This is a genomic window from Cytobacillus sp. MT66, assembly GCF_058792595.1.
Map to the genome: position 1 here is coordinate 295371 of NZ_JBXAFB010000006.1, position 14319 is coordinate 309689.

The following is a 14319-nucleotide window of genomic DNA, read 5'->3' on the forward strand; positions in this document are numbered from 1 at the left end:
TATAATGAAATCATCTAATTTGGGGGTGAACATATGTTTACAGTATTGAGAGATTGGAATCTGGCTGATACACATGAATGTTTAATCATTGGAATTTTTGAAAAGCCTAATAAATTTGAAGGGACTTTGGGAAATTTAGATGAACAATTCGGCGGTCAGCTAACAGAGCTTGTCAAAAGCGGTGATGTTTCCGCGAAGTTTAAAGCAGTTGCTAAAATACATACTTTCGGAAAAATAGGTGCAAAAAGAATATATATTGTCGGTCTTGGCAGGGAAAAGGATTTTTCATTTGATGGGCTGCGCGAGGCGTTTGGAAGAGTGTTTAAAGCGGTCAAAAATGATAAATTGGGAAATGCTGCTGTATATTTAGATAGTTTCCTTGGTGAAGGCATTGATGCCCTTGATGCAGGGCATGCGCTAAGCGAGGCATTTGCTTTATCCACTTACAGCTTTGAGGGCTACAAAAAGAAATCAAATGAACCTGAAAGGGAAGTTGAAGGCATTACTGTGTATAGTCAGGCAGAGGAGGCAGAAGATGTAAAGGCGGCTTTGACTGTAGGGTATGCTTATGGAAAAGCAACGAATTCAGCGCGTACCCTTGTTAACCTTCCGGGTAATCTGCTTACGGCTTCAGATATGGCGGAATATGCAAAGGAATTGGCTGCAAAATATGATTTTGAAGCTGAAATTCTTGAAAAGGAAGACATGCAGAAACTTGGCATGGGCGCCTTGCTTGCAGTAAATCAAGGGTCTGAACAGCCGCCAAAAATGATTGTTCTTAAATACCAGGGGAAAGATGAATGGACAGATGTCATTGGTCTAGTTGGAAAAGGAATTACATTTGATACTGGCGGTTATTCTTTGAAAACAAAAGATGGAATCGTCGGCATGAAAACGGATATGGGCGGTGCAGCAGCTGTACTTGGAGCGATGGAGATTATCGGAGAGCTTAGACCAGAGCAAAACGTCGTTGCTGTTATTCCTTCCACTGATAATATGATCTCAGGAGGCGCCTTTAAGCCCGATGATGTTATTACTTCGATGAGCGGCAAAACAATCGAAGTGCTTAACACGGATGCAGAGGGAAGACTCGTTCTCGCTGACGCTGTAACCTATGCGAAGTTTCATGGGGCGAACTATCTTGTTGATATTGCTACTCTAACTGGCGGTGTAATTGTCGCTTTAGGCAATGAGACAACCGGTGCCTTAACAAATAATGAGGCTTTCTGGGAGCAGGTTCTCGAAGCTTCCTATGAAGCAGGAGAGCCGATCTGGCGTCTGCCGCTATTTGAAAAGGATAAGAAAAGAGTGAGAAGCAGCAAAATTGCTGACTTGAATAATTCACCAGGGCGTGAAGGCCATGCAATCATGGGCGGTGCATTTATCGGGGAATTTGCAGAGGACACCCCTTGGGTACACCTGGATATCGCAGGCACCTCTGTCACACGAAAAGACCATGACCTGGGCCCATCAGGCGCAACAGGCGTCATGGTGCGAACCCTCGCCCTCCTTGTAGAAAGATTCGAAAAATAAACCATAAACGTTCACCCATTAAACGCGGTGACGCATTAAACCAGTGGGGGTCAGGCCCCCGGCACGTTAAACTGTTAAAGTGTCGGGAACCTGACCCTTTTTTTCCCTGTTCTAATGCTATTGACATGAAGATGTCAGTATGATAGTTTTATATCTATGTTTTAGCTCTCTACCAATTTAGCATAGTAAAGTAAAAGGAAGGATTTTTTATATGAATGCAGTTGTACTTGCAGTACTCGTCATGCTTATATTGAGTCTTTTAAGAATAAATGTGGTAATTGCATTGGCGGTTGGCGCACTTGTCGGCGGTTTGGCAGGCGGTTTAAGTATGGATAAAACCATTGAAGTATTTACCAGCGGGCTTGGCGGCAGTGCAGAGGTTGCGCTAAGCTATGCTCTATTAGGCGGATTTGCAGTGGCCATTTCAAGAACTGGCTTGCCTAGCTTACTTGTTGAGTGGATTTTGCAAAGGGTTGGCAGTGATGGAGAATCTCGAGGGAAAAAGCTATCAAAAGCACTTATCATTATTTCTATATTAATTATGGCATGTTTTTCTCAGAACGTGATTCCCATTCATATTGCCTTTATTCCTATTCTGATTCCGCCATTATTAACAGTTATGAATGAATTGAAAATTGATCGTCGCTTAATTGCTTCTGTTCTAACCTTTGGCTTGACCGCACCATATATTCTGCTTCCGGCTGGATTCGGGAAGATATTCCAGGGGATTTTGGCAGAAAACATTGAAAGCAGCGGTCTAGCAGTAAATAGCAGCGATATCCCAATGGCCATGCTGATTCCAACGGCAGGGATGGTCGCAGGTTTGCTTGTAGCTGTTTTTATTTCCTATCGCAAGCCAAGAGACTATAAAGACTTTTCGATCATTGAAACGGAAAAAACAGATACTAATAAAAAAAGCATAGTCTTTTCGATCATTTCGATTATAGCGGCACTCGGTGTTCAGATTGTCCTTGATTCCATGATATTCGGTGCCTTGGCAGGTATTCTTGTTATTTATATTACAGGCTCGGTTAAATGGAAAGAGGCTGATGATGTATTAACAGACGGAATGAAAATGATGGCTTTCATCGGGTTTGTCATGCTGGCAGCCTTTGGATTTGCAGAAGTGCTAAAAGCAACTGGGGATGTAGAGGAGTTGGTGCAGCAGGCGGCAGGCTTAATTAGTGGAAATAAGTCACTTGCAGCACTTTTGATGCTTGTTGTCGGCTTGCTGGTAACAATGGGGATTGGATCCTCATTCTCTACTATTCCTATTATTGCAACGATCTTTGTTCCGCTGTCATTGGAGCTTGGATTCAGCCCAATGGCGACCATTGCCTTGGTTGGAACAGCTGCAGCGCTTGGGGATGCCGGATCCCCAGCTTCTGATAGTACATTAGGGCCAACAGCAGGACTTAACGCAGATGGTCAGCATAATCACATCTGGGATTCATGTGTTCCTACGTTCCTGCACTATAATATTCCGCTCATTATATTCGGCTGGATTGCAGCCATGGTACTATAATCACACCAAAAAAGGCAGCTTCTCTACCAAGGGAAGCTGCCTTTTTAATGCATTAAAGCGGTGGGGGTCTGACCCCATTGCGTTAATGCTTTACTCCGGCGGGGGCCTGACCCCCAATGCGTTAATGTGCTAAAATCCGAACAGTGAGGATAGGACGTTTTTCTTTTTTGGCTTTGGTTTCTTTTTTTCTTCGTCTAATACGATAAGGTTTTCTATACTGTTATTTTTGCTTGCACGTTCGGCTTCGAGTTTTTCAATTTTGGCTGACAGTTCTTTAAGCTGGGTTTGCAGATCCTCAATTTCTCTTCGATGCTGCAGGAGCTGATATGTGACTACATCGTCTGCTTTGCTGTTCATCTTTTGCTCGAGCACTTGGATCCGCTCAAGCAGCTTCCCTGCAGCTGGATCAATTTGCTTTGCAGCACCTTTTCGCTGTGTTTTCTTGCCGACCGAAACCTCCTGCAAACTAACCCCATTATTTAATTGCTCTTGGACTTGTTTCAATAATTGAATGTCTTCCTCGTTAAATAAATAATGACCAAGTTCATTCCGCTCCATATCGATTCCCAGCTGCTTCACCCAACGCTGCACCGTACTTGAAGATACTCCCAATAACTTTGCTACAGCACTTGTGTTCATGATAAGTCCCTCCCGCCAAATATATTAATGATGCTTTCTCTTTCGGCCAAGGTGATTCCTTCACGTGTGACAAAACAAGTTCCTATTCGGCAAAGAAAGTGGATTTATTACAAGATTTTTATTATACTAAAATTGGTTTTGATAATTGGAAGGGGGTTTTTTTGATGATTGTAGGTGTGCCTAAAGAGATAAAGAACAATGAGAATCGTGTTGCAATGACACCAGCTAGTGTATTCTCTCTTGTCAGTGCTGGCCATAAGGTATTAATTGAAACAGGTGCTGGCTTAGGAAGCAGTTTCACTGACGATGACTATAAACAAGCAGGCGCTGAAATCGTTTCCACAGCTGCTGATGCATGGGCAGCGGAAATGGTTATGAAGGTAAAAGAGCCATTGGAGCCGGAATATAAATACTTCCGCAGAGATTTAATTTTGTTTACATATCTGCACTTAGCTGCAGAGCCTGAACTAACTAAGGCACTGATCGAATCTGGCGTAACTGCCATTGCCTATGAAACTGTTGAATTGAATCGCACTTTGCCTTTGCTTACACCAATGAGTGAAGTTGCCGGCCGTATGTCTACACAAATTGGTGCTCAATTCTTGCAAAAAACTAATGGCGGAAAAGGGATCCTTCTTGCAGGTGTTCCAGGTGTCCAGCGCGGCAAGGTAACCATCGTCGGCGGTGGAGTTGTAGGAATTAATGCTGCAAAAATGGCTGTTGGCCTAGGTGCTGCCGTCACTATCATTGATCTTAACCCAGATCGTCTCCGCCAGCTTGATGATATTTTCGGTGATACGATTCAGACTTTAATGTCAAATCCATTTAATATTGCTCAGGCTGTTAAAGAAAGTGATCTCGTAATCGGTGCAGTTCTGATTCCTGGGGCAAAAGCTCCTAAGCTGGTAACTGAAGAAATGGTCAAGTCAATGTCACCTGGATCTGTGGTCATTGATGTAGCTGTTGACCAGGGCGGAATCTTTGAAACTGTTGATCATGTAACAACACATGATGATCCAACCTATGTGAAGCATGGTGTTGTTCACTATGCTGTTGCTAATATGCCTGGCGCTGTTCCAAGAACATCTACTATTGCTCTTACGAATGTGACCATTCCTTATGCGCTGCAAATTGCTAATAAGGGTGTTAAAAAGGCAGTTGACGATAATGCTGCATTAAAGCGTGGGGTCAATGTATTAAACGGTCATGTCACCTATGAAGCGGTAGCAAAAGACCTTGGCTATTCTTACGCTTCTGTAGATGAAGCATTTTAATAGATAAAAAGATCCTCCCTTGCCGGGGAGGATTTCCTGTATAAAATTGTGGCAAAATGTCTAAGATAAGGGTAAAATGGGATTAACTATTTACATTTAAATACTTAAAAACAATGACGAGGAATAGTAGAGGGAATTTGTTTATTCTCAGAGAGGGAGCCCTAAGCTGAAAGTCTCCTATTAAACAGCCGCTTGAACCTGCCTCCGAGTTCTGTGTCGAAAAGATACATGCGGACATACTCCGTTATCAAATTCTGAGTGTAAAGCTTTGCTTTAAATAAGGGTGGTACCGCCATATATTGGTCCCTTTTTTAATGCAAAGCTTTTTTTTTGAAAGCTGTGTTAAACTATAATGTTGATTTTAACCGCATAGTTGATCTTCGCTGCAGGCACGTAGACTCCTGGGGGATCAGCGTTGAAGTGAGACCCCGCAGGAGCGAATGCGACGAGGAGGCTCACAAAACGCCCCCCGGAAAGCGAAGTGCCTGGAGAGGAAATCAACGGTCAAATTTAACAGAGCCTTATTGAAAAAAGTTTGTTTAGCAATCAACCATTGAAAAAATTAAATAGAGGTGTATTAAAAATGGCAAAAGAGTTTGTAAAAGATATTACTTCCATGGAAGATGATTTTGCCCAGTGGTATACAGACGTTGTTACCAAGGCGGACCTAATCGACTATTCTAGTGTCCGAGGCTGCATGATCATCCGTCCATACGGTTTATCCTTATGGGAAAACATCAAAACAGAACTAAATAATCGTATTATCGAAACAGGACATGAAAATATCTACATGCCGTTATTCATCCCTGAAAGTCTGCTGCAAAAGGAAAAGGACCATGTGGAAGGCTTTGCCCCTGAAGTTGCCTGGGTGACGCATGGAGGGGATGAAGAATTAGCCGAGCGTTTAGTAGTCCGTCCAACATCAGAAGTTCTTTTCTGTGAACATTATAAAGATATTATTCATTCCTATCGCGATCTGCCTAAGCTATACAATCAATGGGCCAATGTCGTTCGATGGGAAAAAACGACAAGACCGTTCCTGCGCACAATGGAGTTCTTATGGCAGGAAGGTCATACATGCCATGCTACTGATGAGGATGCACATGAAGAAACACGCAGAATGCTTGAGGTTTATGCGGATGTCTGTGAAAATGTGCTGGCGATTCCTGTAGTAAAAGGACAAAAAACGGATAAGGAAAAATTTGCTGGTGCAAAATTCACTTATACAATTGAAAGCTTGATGCATGATGGTAAAGCTCTTCAGTCAGGGACTTCTCACCATTTAGGAGATGGGTTCGCTAAAGCCTTTGGCATCCAATATTTAGATAAAGATGGCAAGCAGCAATATGTGAATCAAACTTCCTGGGGATTCACTACACGCATCATTGGGGCTATGATCATGGTGCATGGTGATAACAGAGGTCTTGTAATCCCGCCAAAAGCAGCGCCAACACAAGTGATGATTGTGCCGATTGCCCAGCATAAAGAAGGCGTTCTTGACTTTGCCTATCAATTAAAGAAATCCTTATCCAGTGTGGCACGAGTTGGTATTGATGCCAGTGATAAAATGCCTGGATGGAAATTTAATGAGCATGAGATGAAGGGTGTGCCAATCCGCTTAGAGGTAGGGCCAAAGGATATTGAAAAGAATCAAGTCATCCTTGCCAGAAGAGATACAGGTGAAAAAGTTGTTGTTCCAATGGAAGGCTTAGAGGCTAAAATTACAGAGCTGCTTGACGATATTCAGCAAAATCTATACCGTAAAGCAAAAGAACTTCGTGAGCAAAAAACATATACTGTGACCAATTATGAAGAGTTCAAGGAGACATTCGCAGAAAAGCAGGGCTTTGTAAAAGCAATGTGGTGCGGGGATATCGCCTGTGAGGAAAAAATAAAAGAAGAAACAGGTGTAACTTCAAGATGTCTGCCATTTGAACAAGCTGCTGTTTCATCTGAGTGTGTTTGCTGCGGACGTAAAGCAGATCAATTGGTTTATTGGGCAAAAGCCTATTAATCCTTTTATATAATTATGGTATGAAAAATGGGACTCCTATTCAAATCGCCCACGCCAAAGGCAAATGGATTGCATATGAAATAGTGTAGGGAAAAAGAATAGGAGGTTACCCAAATTATGCATTATTATCGAGGACAGCCAGACCAAAGGGGATTTTTTCTTCTTGGCGCACCTTTTATCGGAGGATTGCTTGGCGGCTTAGTTGGAAGCGCCTTATTTCGTCCGTACTATGGATTTACACCTTTCCCTTATGGACCAGTGCCGCCGTTTTCGCCGTATGGGTACGGAGGATATGGCTTTGGCTACGGATACGGAGCCCCTTATTATTACTAATAAAGAACGTGTACTGTAAATAGCCAAAAAATAAAAAGCTCTCATGAAGAGCTTTTTTATTTTTATCAGTTTCGCTCAGGTGCTAGTGGCAAAGTGTGTTACTAAGCTTTTCTTATCCCCATCTTAATTTGAGGACCAGGCTGCAGCAGTCCTGATATTCGGATCCTGTGTTGAAGGTCAGAGTTAAACCATCCGGAGTATATTTTACCTTCGGGACGAATTTCGTTCCTATAGATTTAATCATTTTTTCGACTGTTTCTTGCTTTGATAATTGTGCGGCATTAATTAATTCGTATGAAAACTTTTTGTCCTTGGCCATTTTGGCTAAAACAAGGCTCGCGTCTTTTAGCAGTATATCCATATCTTTGGCAGATGTCATAAATATCTGCGGATTAACCGCAGGAATTTGTCTGATGTCAGGGTATCCGCTGTTTATCCTGGCTGGATATTGATAACAATATGGAATCGGCATGTAATAAGCATAGGGGTTCACATGATCATCCTCTTTCTAAGCTTTTTCAAGAATCGCCCCACATGCTTACAATATATGTCATAATAGCTATTTCGGTTCTACTCAGTCTAAGGCAGGCGTAAAAACGGCATGAAGGAAAATCTCAATCTTTAGTCGTATACTTATTACATAAGAAAGGAGTGGGAGGATTGGATACACATCAAACATTAGTCGAAGCTCTAGGAATGGAAATTTTAACTCTGGAAAAAGGAAATGTTATTGCCACAATGCCTGTTGACCATCGGACAAGACAGCCGTTTGGCCTGCTGCATGGGGGGGCATCAGTGGCACTTGCTGAAACTGTTGCAAGCATTGGCGCGTATGAATTAGTTGATAAAGAGACAGAAGTTGTGGCAGGTCTTGAGATTAATGCAAACCATATTAAATCTAAAAAGGCTGGATTTGTTACAGCCGTCGGCACCGTCCTTCATCAAGGCAGAACCACTCAAGTTTGGGATATAAAAATTAAAGATGAAGATGATAAATTAATCTGTGTATCCCGATGTACGATAGCCGTAATCAAACGAAAGTAAATGAAAAAAGGTTTGATTTTCTTTTTTAAGAAATCAAACCTTTTTTTTTATTTTTGTTGCATCTTTCCCTTATCTTTTAAATCATCATGGACACTCATATCCGTCATCTTGACACCGGAATTATAGGCCGCACGGCTTATGAGATGTCCTGAGACAGGTGAAGTGACGAAGATAAAGACGATACCAAGAATAACACTTGCATTAAAATAGCCATCTTTTACATAGAAAAACAGAAAGACTCCAGCCAGAATAGACATAACGCCTAATGTAGCAGCCTTAGAAGCGGCATGGTTTCTTGTATAGACATCTGGCAGCCGGATGACTCCAAAAGCTGCTACAAGGCTTAAAAAGGCCCCAATAAGAATAAAGATAACAATGATAATATTAAAGATCTCTGTCACGGTCAAAAACAACCCCCTTCTCTAGATATTTAGAAAAAGAAGCAGTACCGATAAACGACAGAATACCAAGCAATAAAATTACTTCTAAAAACGCACTAGTGTTTAAGAAAATAGAAACGAGCCCAATAATCGCAATAAGATTGACCCCAATGGCATCAAGGGCAACCACACGGTCCGGAACAGATGGTCCTTTGATGACCCTGTAAATCAATACGAGAATGGAGATAGCCATACAGAATATCGCTATTTTTACAGCAGTCAAAATCATTACTGGCTCACCTCCAAAATAGCCTTTTCAAAAGAGTTTTTAATGGAATCAATAGCCTCATCTACATCATCAATATCAATGGTGTGAATGTATAAGATTTTATTGTCATCTGAAACATCGATGACCAGTGTCCCAGGCGTCAAAGTAATCAGGCTGGAAAGAAGGGTGATTTCCCAATCCTTTTCAAGAACGGTTGGCAAGGCAAAGATTCCTGGTCTAATATCAAGCTTCGGTTTAATAACTAGCTTTAAAACTGAGATATTTGATAGAATCAATTCTTTAATAAAAAGAATCACAAGTTTTATAGCAGCATAGACTCTGGACATATAAAACCTTGTACTGAAAAAACGCCTTAAAAAGAAAATAATAATTAGGCCTAAAATATAGCCTTTAATAAACGCTGTCCCATCATAAGTCCCCGTGAAAAACATCCATAAAAATCCGAGAAATACATTTAATAATATTTGAAATGCCATACCATTACTCCTTTAAGACTGCATCAATGTAAATACTTGGATTGGCAAGGGTTTCTGCAGCCTGTGAGATATACGGATATACAAATTCGCTTCCAGCACCATATAGAACAGAAATGCTTACGAGAATGACCGGTGCAGCCAGCAGCTTACGGACAGGAACCATTTCCTCCCCTTTATAGCTTTGCGGAGTGCCCCAGAAGCCATTAATAAAGATTTTCATAATGGAAAACAACACGAGAAGACTGGAGATTAATACAATCCCTGCACCCCAGAAATGTTCTCCGATAAATCCTCCCTGGACAATCAGCACCTTGCCAACAAATCCGCTGAATGGCGGGATTCCAGCAAGCACAAGTGCTGCAATAAAGAATGTCCAGCCTAATCCAGGATAACGCTTGATCAAGCCGCTGATTTTTCTTAAATTGCTTGTCCCGGCAATGGAAATCATGATGCCAACCAGCAGGAAGAGCGCTGCTTTAACAATCATGTCATGAATCAGATAGAATACTGAGCCTGTCAGCGATTCCGGTTCCATGACAGCAACTCCAAATAAAATCACACCAACAGCTACGATAATATTATAAATAATGATCATTTTCACATCGGAATAGGCAATGGCGCCAATAACTCCAACAATGATTGTAATGATCGCCAATATTCCTAAAAGCTGATGGGTATATCCCGTGTCCTGCAGGAAAAACAAGGTGTATGTTCTTATGATGGAATATACCCCTACCTTTGTCAGCAGGGCTCCAAACAGGGCCATCACTGGAGCAGGCGGTGCATAATACGATCCTGGCAGCCAAAAGAACAGCGGGAAAATGGCACCCTTCAAACCAAATACAATCAAGAATAAAACAGCAATGACTGTAATAATGCCTGATTGTCCTAACTCACTGAGACGGACAGAGATATGTGCCATATTTAATGTTCCGACGACGGAATATAAATAGGCAACAGTAATAACAAAAAGCGCTGATGAAATAACATTGACTAAAATATACTTTAGCGATTCACGCAGCTGGATTTTCGTTCCCCCATGGACAAGCAAAACATAGGAAGACATGAGCAGTACTTCGAAGAAAACGAACAGGTTAAAAATATCACCCGTTGTAAAAGCACCGATGACCCCTAGGGCTAAGAAGTTCATAGCCGAATAAAAATAATATCTCTCCTGCTCAGGTTTAATTGATTTAAAAGAGTAGATGACACAAGCAAAAACGATAATGCTAGTGGTCAGTACAAGCAGTGCAGAAAGCATATCTGATACTAAGGTAATCCCAAAAGGAGCCTGCCAGCTTGAAACATTAAGTGTTTGAATGCCCTCATGGTGAACCTTATTGACTAGCATGGCGGAAACAATGATGTTCAGTAAAGCTGAAATGCCTGCAATCCCGCGCTGAATAGGGACATATTTGGCAAAGAAAATCAAAAGGATGCCAGTCAGGAAAGGGATTACGATCGGCAGAATTAAAAAGTTAATCATTTCCTTCATTCCCTCTCATTCTCTCTATATTGTCAGTCCCGATTTCCTGATATGCGCGATAAGCAAGAACTAAGAAAAAGGCAGTGACTCCAAAGCTAATAACAATAGCTGTCAAAATTAAGGCTTGTGGAATTGGATCGGTATATGAGCTTGCATGCTCTCCCAGCAACGGGACCGTTCCTCTTTTTAGCCCGCCCATTGTCAGGATAAGCAAATGGGCTCCATGGCTTAGCAGACCCGTTCCGACGATTATTCGCAATAAACTCTTTGACAGCATTAAATTGGTAGCAGACATGAACAAGATGCCTATAACAAAAGCCATAATTATCTCCATTATTCATCCTCCCCAATCGTTTGAATAATGGTTATCGTAACACCGACAACAACCAAGTAAACACCTAGGTCAAACAATGTAGCTGTATGAAGGGACAACTCGCCTAATATAGGAATGTTTACATGACCAAAGGCGTGGGTTAAAAATGGAACATCAAAAAATATCGCTCCAGCCGATGTCCCAAGTGCAAACAACAAGCCTGTCGCTGTCATAAACATGTAGTTCACAGGAAGGCTTTTCCTTACGGTCTTCATATCAAAGGCCAGCAGCAATAACACAATTGCCCCTGATGTAAGCAGACCGCCGACAAACCCGCCTCCTGGCGTGTAGTGTCCTTTGAAAAAAATAAAGAAAGAGAAAAGAATAATGATAAACAGGATTACTTTTGTTGCTGTTTGCAGAAGAATATCATTTGTTCTCATTTTTCTTTCCTCCTCCCATGCGAAGTTTAATCATAGTAAATATCCCTAGAGATGCTATGGACAGAACTGTGATTTCAAACAGCGTATCAAATCCGCGGAAGTCAACGAGAATCACGTTAACCATATTTTTCCCGGCTGCCTCTGTATACGTATTCTCAACATAATATTGGGCAATGGAATCAAATACTTTATTGCTGTGCGCTGATAAAGCTATAAGTGTGACTATGGCACCTACCCCAATGGAAACAAGAGCATTAGTTAGCTTGAATCCCATTCTTTCTTCATTCTTGCTGTTCTTAGGCAGGTGGTAGAAGCAAAGCAGGAATAAAGCAACAGAGATTGTTTCAATAACAAGCTGTGTTAAGGCTAAATCTGGCGCCCTAAATAATACAAAGAAAAGTGATACGGTGTAGCCAACTGCCCCAAGAAGGATGATAGACGTCATTCGTGATTTAGCAAACAGGATACTTATTGATGCAATAACTACTGCAATTGCAAGAAGCACTTCATAAAAGCCAATCGATGAGATATTGCTCGTATCAAATTTGAATGCATTCTTTACAGCTAGCGTTGTTGCTAATATCACAATAAAGAATGTAAAAATATACACTAGATAGGTTCTAATCGATCCATTCATAAACGTTCTTGTTAACTGGCTGGATAATTTCTCTATCCCAAGCAGCAATTGATCGTACAGGCTGTTTAGTGAAAGGTTTTCCGGGAATATGCGGTATACTCCATTCCACTTAGGCAGTGTTTTAAAGAGTATAACTCCAAAGGCAATAACGCCTAATGTCATAAAAAGCTCTGGCTTGAACCCGTGCCAGAAAGAAATATGAACATCTGCTGTGTTTCCAGGCATAATCGAGCTTACGGTTGGTGCAATAATGCTGTTTGATAAAATATTAGGGAAGAAACCAAAGACAACAACCAATGAAGCAAGGACAATTGGCGAAATTAACATGCCCATTGGTGCTTCGTGCGGCTTTTTCTCGAGTTTTTCCGGCTGGTGCTTGCCTGTAAAAGTTTTAAATAACAGCACCATGCTATAAAGGAATGTAAATACACTAGCTGTCCAAGCAATTACTGGGAATAGAAGCCCCCATGTTTCTAAACTAAAAATATCTAATTCAAGGACACGAATCATACCTGTGAAGAACATTTCTTTACTTAAGAATCCATTAAACGGCGGCAATCCAGCCATTGAAAAGGTTCCAATTAAAGCAATGGTAAAGGTAATCGGCATGAAGTTCATCAGGCCGCCAAGTTTCCGTATATCCCTTGTGCCGGTTTCGTGATCAACAATACCTGCGACCATGAATAGACTGCCTTTAAAAGTTGCATGGTTGATGAGGTGAAATACAGCTGCGATGGTAGCCACACCAAAATAGCTTCTGTCCACTCCATCAAAATGAAGGGCTGCGGCTCCAATCCCAAGCAGTGACATAATCATCCCCAGCTGGCTGACAGTTGAGAAAGCCAATATAGCTTTAAGGTCTGTTTGTTTAACAGCATTGAAGGAACCCCAGAATAATGTCAGGATTCCGAATCCAGCAACAAGCCATAGCCATAAAGCCTCTTCAGCAAATACTGGGCTCATTCTTGCAACCAAGTAAATTCCTGCTTTAACCATTGTTGCAGAGTGCAAATAGGCACTAACAGGTGTAGGTGCTTCCATGGCATCCGGAAGCCAGATATGAAATGGAAATTGTGCGGACTTTGTAAAAGCTCCTAATAAAAAGCAAAGCATCGCAGGAATAAATAGGTCATGGCTAGAAATAGCAGAAGCCTGTCCGATAATTTCTGATATATTGAACGTTCCAGTCATAATATAGAGGAGAATGATCCCCCCAAGCATCGACAGACCGCCAAAAACAGTGATAAGCATAGACTTTTGAGCGCCATAACGTGATCTTTCCTTATGGTACCAATATCCAATCAGCAGGAAGGATGAAAAGCTGGTAAACTCCCAAAAAGTATATAGGACAATAAGGTTATCTGATAACACTACTCCGAGCATAGCCCCCATAAAAAGCAATAAATAGACATAGAATGTATTAAGCTGCTCTTTATCTTTTGCTAAATAGAAAACGGAATATAATACAACTAAAGATCCGATTCCTGTTATTAGCAGAGCAAATAATAATCCAAGTCCATCAACTTTTGCAATGAAGTCAATGTCAAGAACGGGTATCCATGGGGCAGACTTTGAAAAGGTCTGTCCATTAGAGGTCATGGATACAAATGAAATGAAATAGCTAAACAGCAGAATTGGCAGTGGCAGAACAAACCAGCCTGTATGCACATTTCTAAATAGCTTGTACAAAATAGGTACAAGAATAGCAAGCAGAAATGGCGAAATAATTGCTAAATGAAGCAAAGACAAAACATAACCCCCTTTTGTTGAAGTAAATTTATATCATTTGACATTTAAATTATGTCAAATAGGAAATACTGTAATACCATTTATTAGGATGTTTTGTAAGCATACCTTTAAAATAAAAGGGGCAACAAAGGCCCTGCCAATTAGCAGGAGAGTTTGTTACCCCTTTATTTAATATGATGAAGGT

At 41.3% G+C, this 14319-nt stretch carries 15 protein-coding genes and 1 other annotated feature; of the genes, 6 read left to right on the top strand and 9 right to left on the bottom strand.

Annotated elements, in window-relative coordinates; genetic code table 11:
- Window positions 1–33: 33 nt before the first annotated feature.
- Together AC1Q59_RS13455 and AC1Q59_RS13460 are read left to right on the top strand one after the other, a co-directional pair.
- Entirely contained in the window at window positions 34–1533 is a 1500-nt protein-coding gene (locus AC1Q59_RS13455) for a leucyl aminopeptidase (RefSeq protein ID WP_492366350.1), read from the top strand.
- Between the two features lie 211 nt (window positions 1534–1744).
- Complete coding sequence (locus tag AC1Q59_RS13460) at window positions 1745–3058, top strand: Na+/H+ antiporter family protein (RefSeq protein ID WP_492366351.1); 1314 nt, start codon at window positions 1745–1747, stop codon at window positions 3056–3058.
- A 129-nt stretch (window positions 3059–3187) separates the two neighbouring features.
- Here AC1Q59_RS13460 and AC1Q59_RS13465 read toward each other — a convergent pair whose 3' ends face one another.
- A complete protein-coding gene (locus tag AC1Q59_RS13465) occupies window positions 3188–3697 on the bottom strand; it encodes a MerR family transcriptional regulator (RefSeq protein WP_492366352.1) in 510 nt (169 codons plus the stop codon).
- Window positions 3698–3861: 164 nt separating this feature from the next.
- Here AC1Q59_RS13465 and ald point away from each other — a divergent pair, with 164 nt between their 5' ends.
- The 3 genes from ald to AC1Q59_RS13480 all read left to right on the top strand — a co-directional run bounded on the left by ald (window position 3862) and on the right by AC1Q59_RS13480 (window position 7318).
- Window positions 3862–4971, top strand: a complete 1110-nt coding sequence (ald, locus tag AC1Q59_RS13470) for an alanine dehydrogenase (protein ID WP_492366353.1) — start codon at window positions 3862–3864, stop codon at window positions 4969–4971.
- Between the two features lie 104 nt (window positions 4972–5075).
- Window positions 5076–5282, top strand: a binding site (T-box leader).
- A 272-nt stretch (window positions 5283–5554) separates the two neighbouring features.
- Window positions 5555–6985, top strand: a complete 1431-nt coding sequence (gene proS / locus AC1Q59_RS13475) for a proline--tRNA ligase (RefSeq protein WP_492366354.1) — start codon at window positions 5555–5557, stop codon at window positions 6983–6985.
- A 117-nt stretch (window positions 6986–7102) separates the two neighbouring features.
- Window positions 7103–7318: a hypothetical protein gene (locus AC1Q59_RS13480; RefSeq protein ID WP_492366355.1), complete on the top strand. Its 216-nt coding sequence runs from the start codon at window positions 7103–7105 to the stop codon at window positions 7316–7318.
- A gap of 112 nt (window positions 7319–7430) precedes the next feature.
- Here the strand turns inward: AC1Q59_RS13480 and AC1Q59_RS13485 are convergent, their stop codons facing one another.
- Entirely contained in the window at window positions 7431–7811 is a 381-nt protein-coding gene (locus tag AC1Q59_RS13485) for a YuzC family spore coat inner layer protein (RefSeq protein ID WP_492366356.1), read from the bottom strand.
- 167 nt (window positions 7812–7978) lie between these two features.
- Here AC1Q59_RS13485 and AC1Q59_RS13490 point away from each other — a divergent pair, with 167 nt between their 5' ends.
- Window positions 7979–8362 carry a hotdog fold thioesterase gene (locus tag AC1Q59_RS13490; protein ID WP_492366357.1) on the top strand — a complete coding sequence of 128 codons (384 nt, stop codon included), beginning with the start codon at window positions 7979–7981 and terminating at the stop codon, window positions 8360–8362.
- 47 nt (window positions 8363–8409) lie between these two features.
- Here AC1Q59_RS13490 and mnhG read toward each other — a convergent pair whose 3' ends face one another.
- From mnhG to AC1Q59_RS13525, 7 genes are read right to left on the bottom strand one after another with little or no spacing between them, the layout of a single operon-like run.
- Complete coding sequence (mnhG, locus tag AC1Q59_RS13495) at window positions 8410–8763, bottom strand: monovalent cation/H(+) antiporter subunit G (RefSeq protein WP_492366358.1); 354 nt, start codon at window positions 8761–8763, stop codon at window positions 8410–8412.
- The gene (locus AC1Q59_RS13500) at window positions 8747–9031 is read right to left on the bottom strand and encodes a Na(+)/H(+) antiporter subunit F1 (RefSeq protein WP_492366359.1); all 285 of its coding nucleotides are present in this window, start codon (window positions 9029–9031) and stop codon (window positions 8747–8749) included. Before AC1Q59_RS13500 ends, mnhG begins: the two co-directional genes overlap by 17 nt.
- Window positions 9031–9507, bottom strand: a complete 477-nt coding sequence (locus AC1Q59_RS13505; protein WP_492366360.1) for a Na+/H+ antiporter subunit E — start codon at window positions 9505–9507, stop codon at window positions 9031–9033. Before AC1Q59_RS13505 ends, AC1Q59_RS13500 begins: the two co-directional genes overlap by 1 nt.
- Window positions 9508–9511: 4 nt before the next feature.
- On the bottom strand, window positions 9512–10993 hold the full coding sequence (locus AC1Q59_RS13510) for a Na+/H+ antiporter subunit D (protein ID WP_492366361.1): 1482 nt from the start codon (window positions 10991–10993) through the stop codon (window positions 9512–9514).
- Window positions 10986–11327 (bottom strand): Na(+)/H(+) antiporter subunit C, encoded by a 342-nt coding sequence (locus AC1Q59_RS13515; protein ID WP_492366362.1) that lies wholly within the window; start codon window positions 11325–11327, stop codon window positions 10986–10988. Before AC1Q59_RS13515 ends, AC1Q59_RS13510 begins: the two co-directional genes overlap by 8 nt.
- Window positions 11327–11749, bottom strand: a complete 423-nt coding sequence (locus AC1Q59_RS13520; RefSeq protein WP_492366363.1) for a Na(+)/H(+) antiporter subunit B — start codon at window positions 11747–11749, stop codon at window positions 11327–11329. Before AC1Q59_RS13520 ends, AC1Q59_RS13515 begins: the two co-directional genes overlap by 1 nt.
- Complete coding sequence (locus tag AC1Q59_RS13525) at window positions 11736–14135, bottom strand: Na+/H+ antiporter subunit A (RefSeq protein ID WP_492366364.1); 2400 nt, start codon at window positions 14133–14135, stop codon at window positions 11736–11738. The genes AC1Q59_RS13520 and AC1Q59_RS13525 overlap by 14 nt, the downstream gene beginning before the upstream one ends.
- Window positions 14136–14319: the final 184 nt, after the last annotated feature.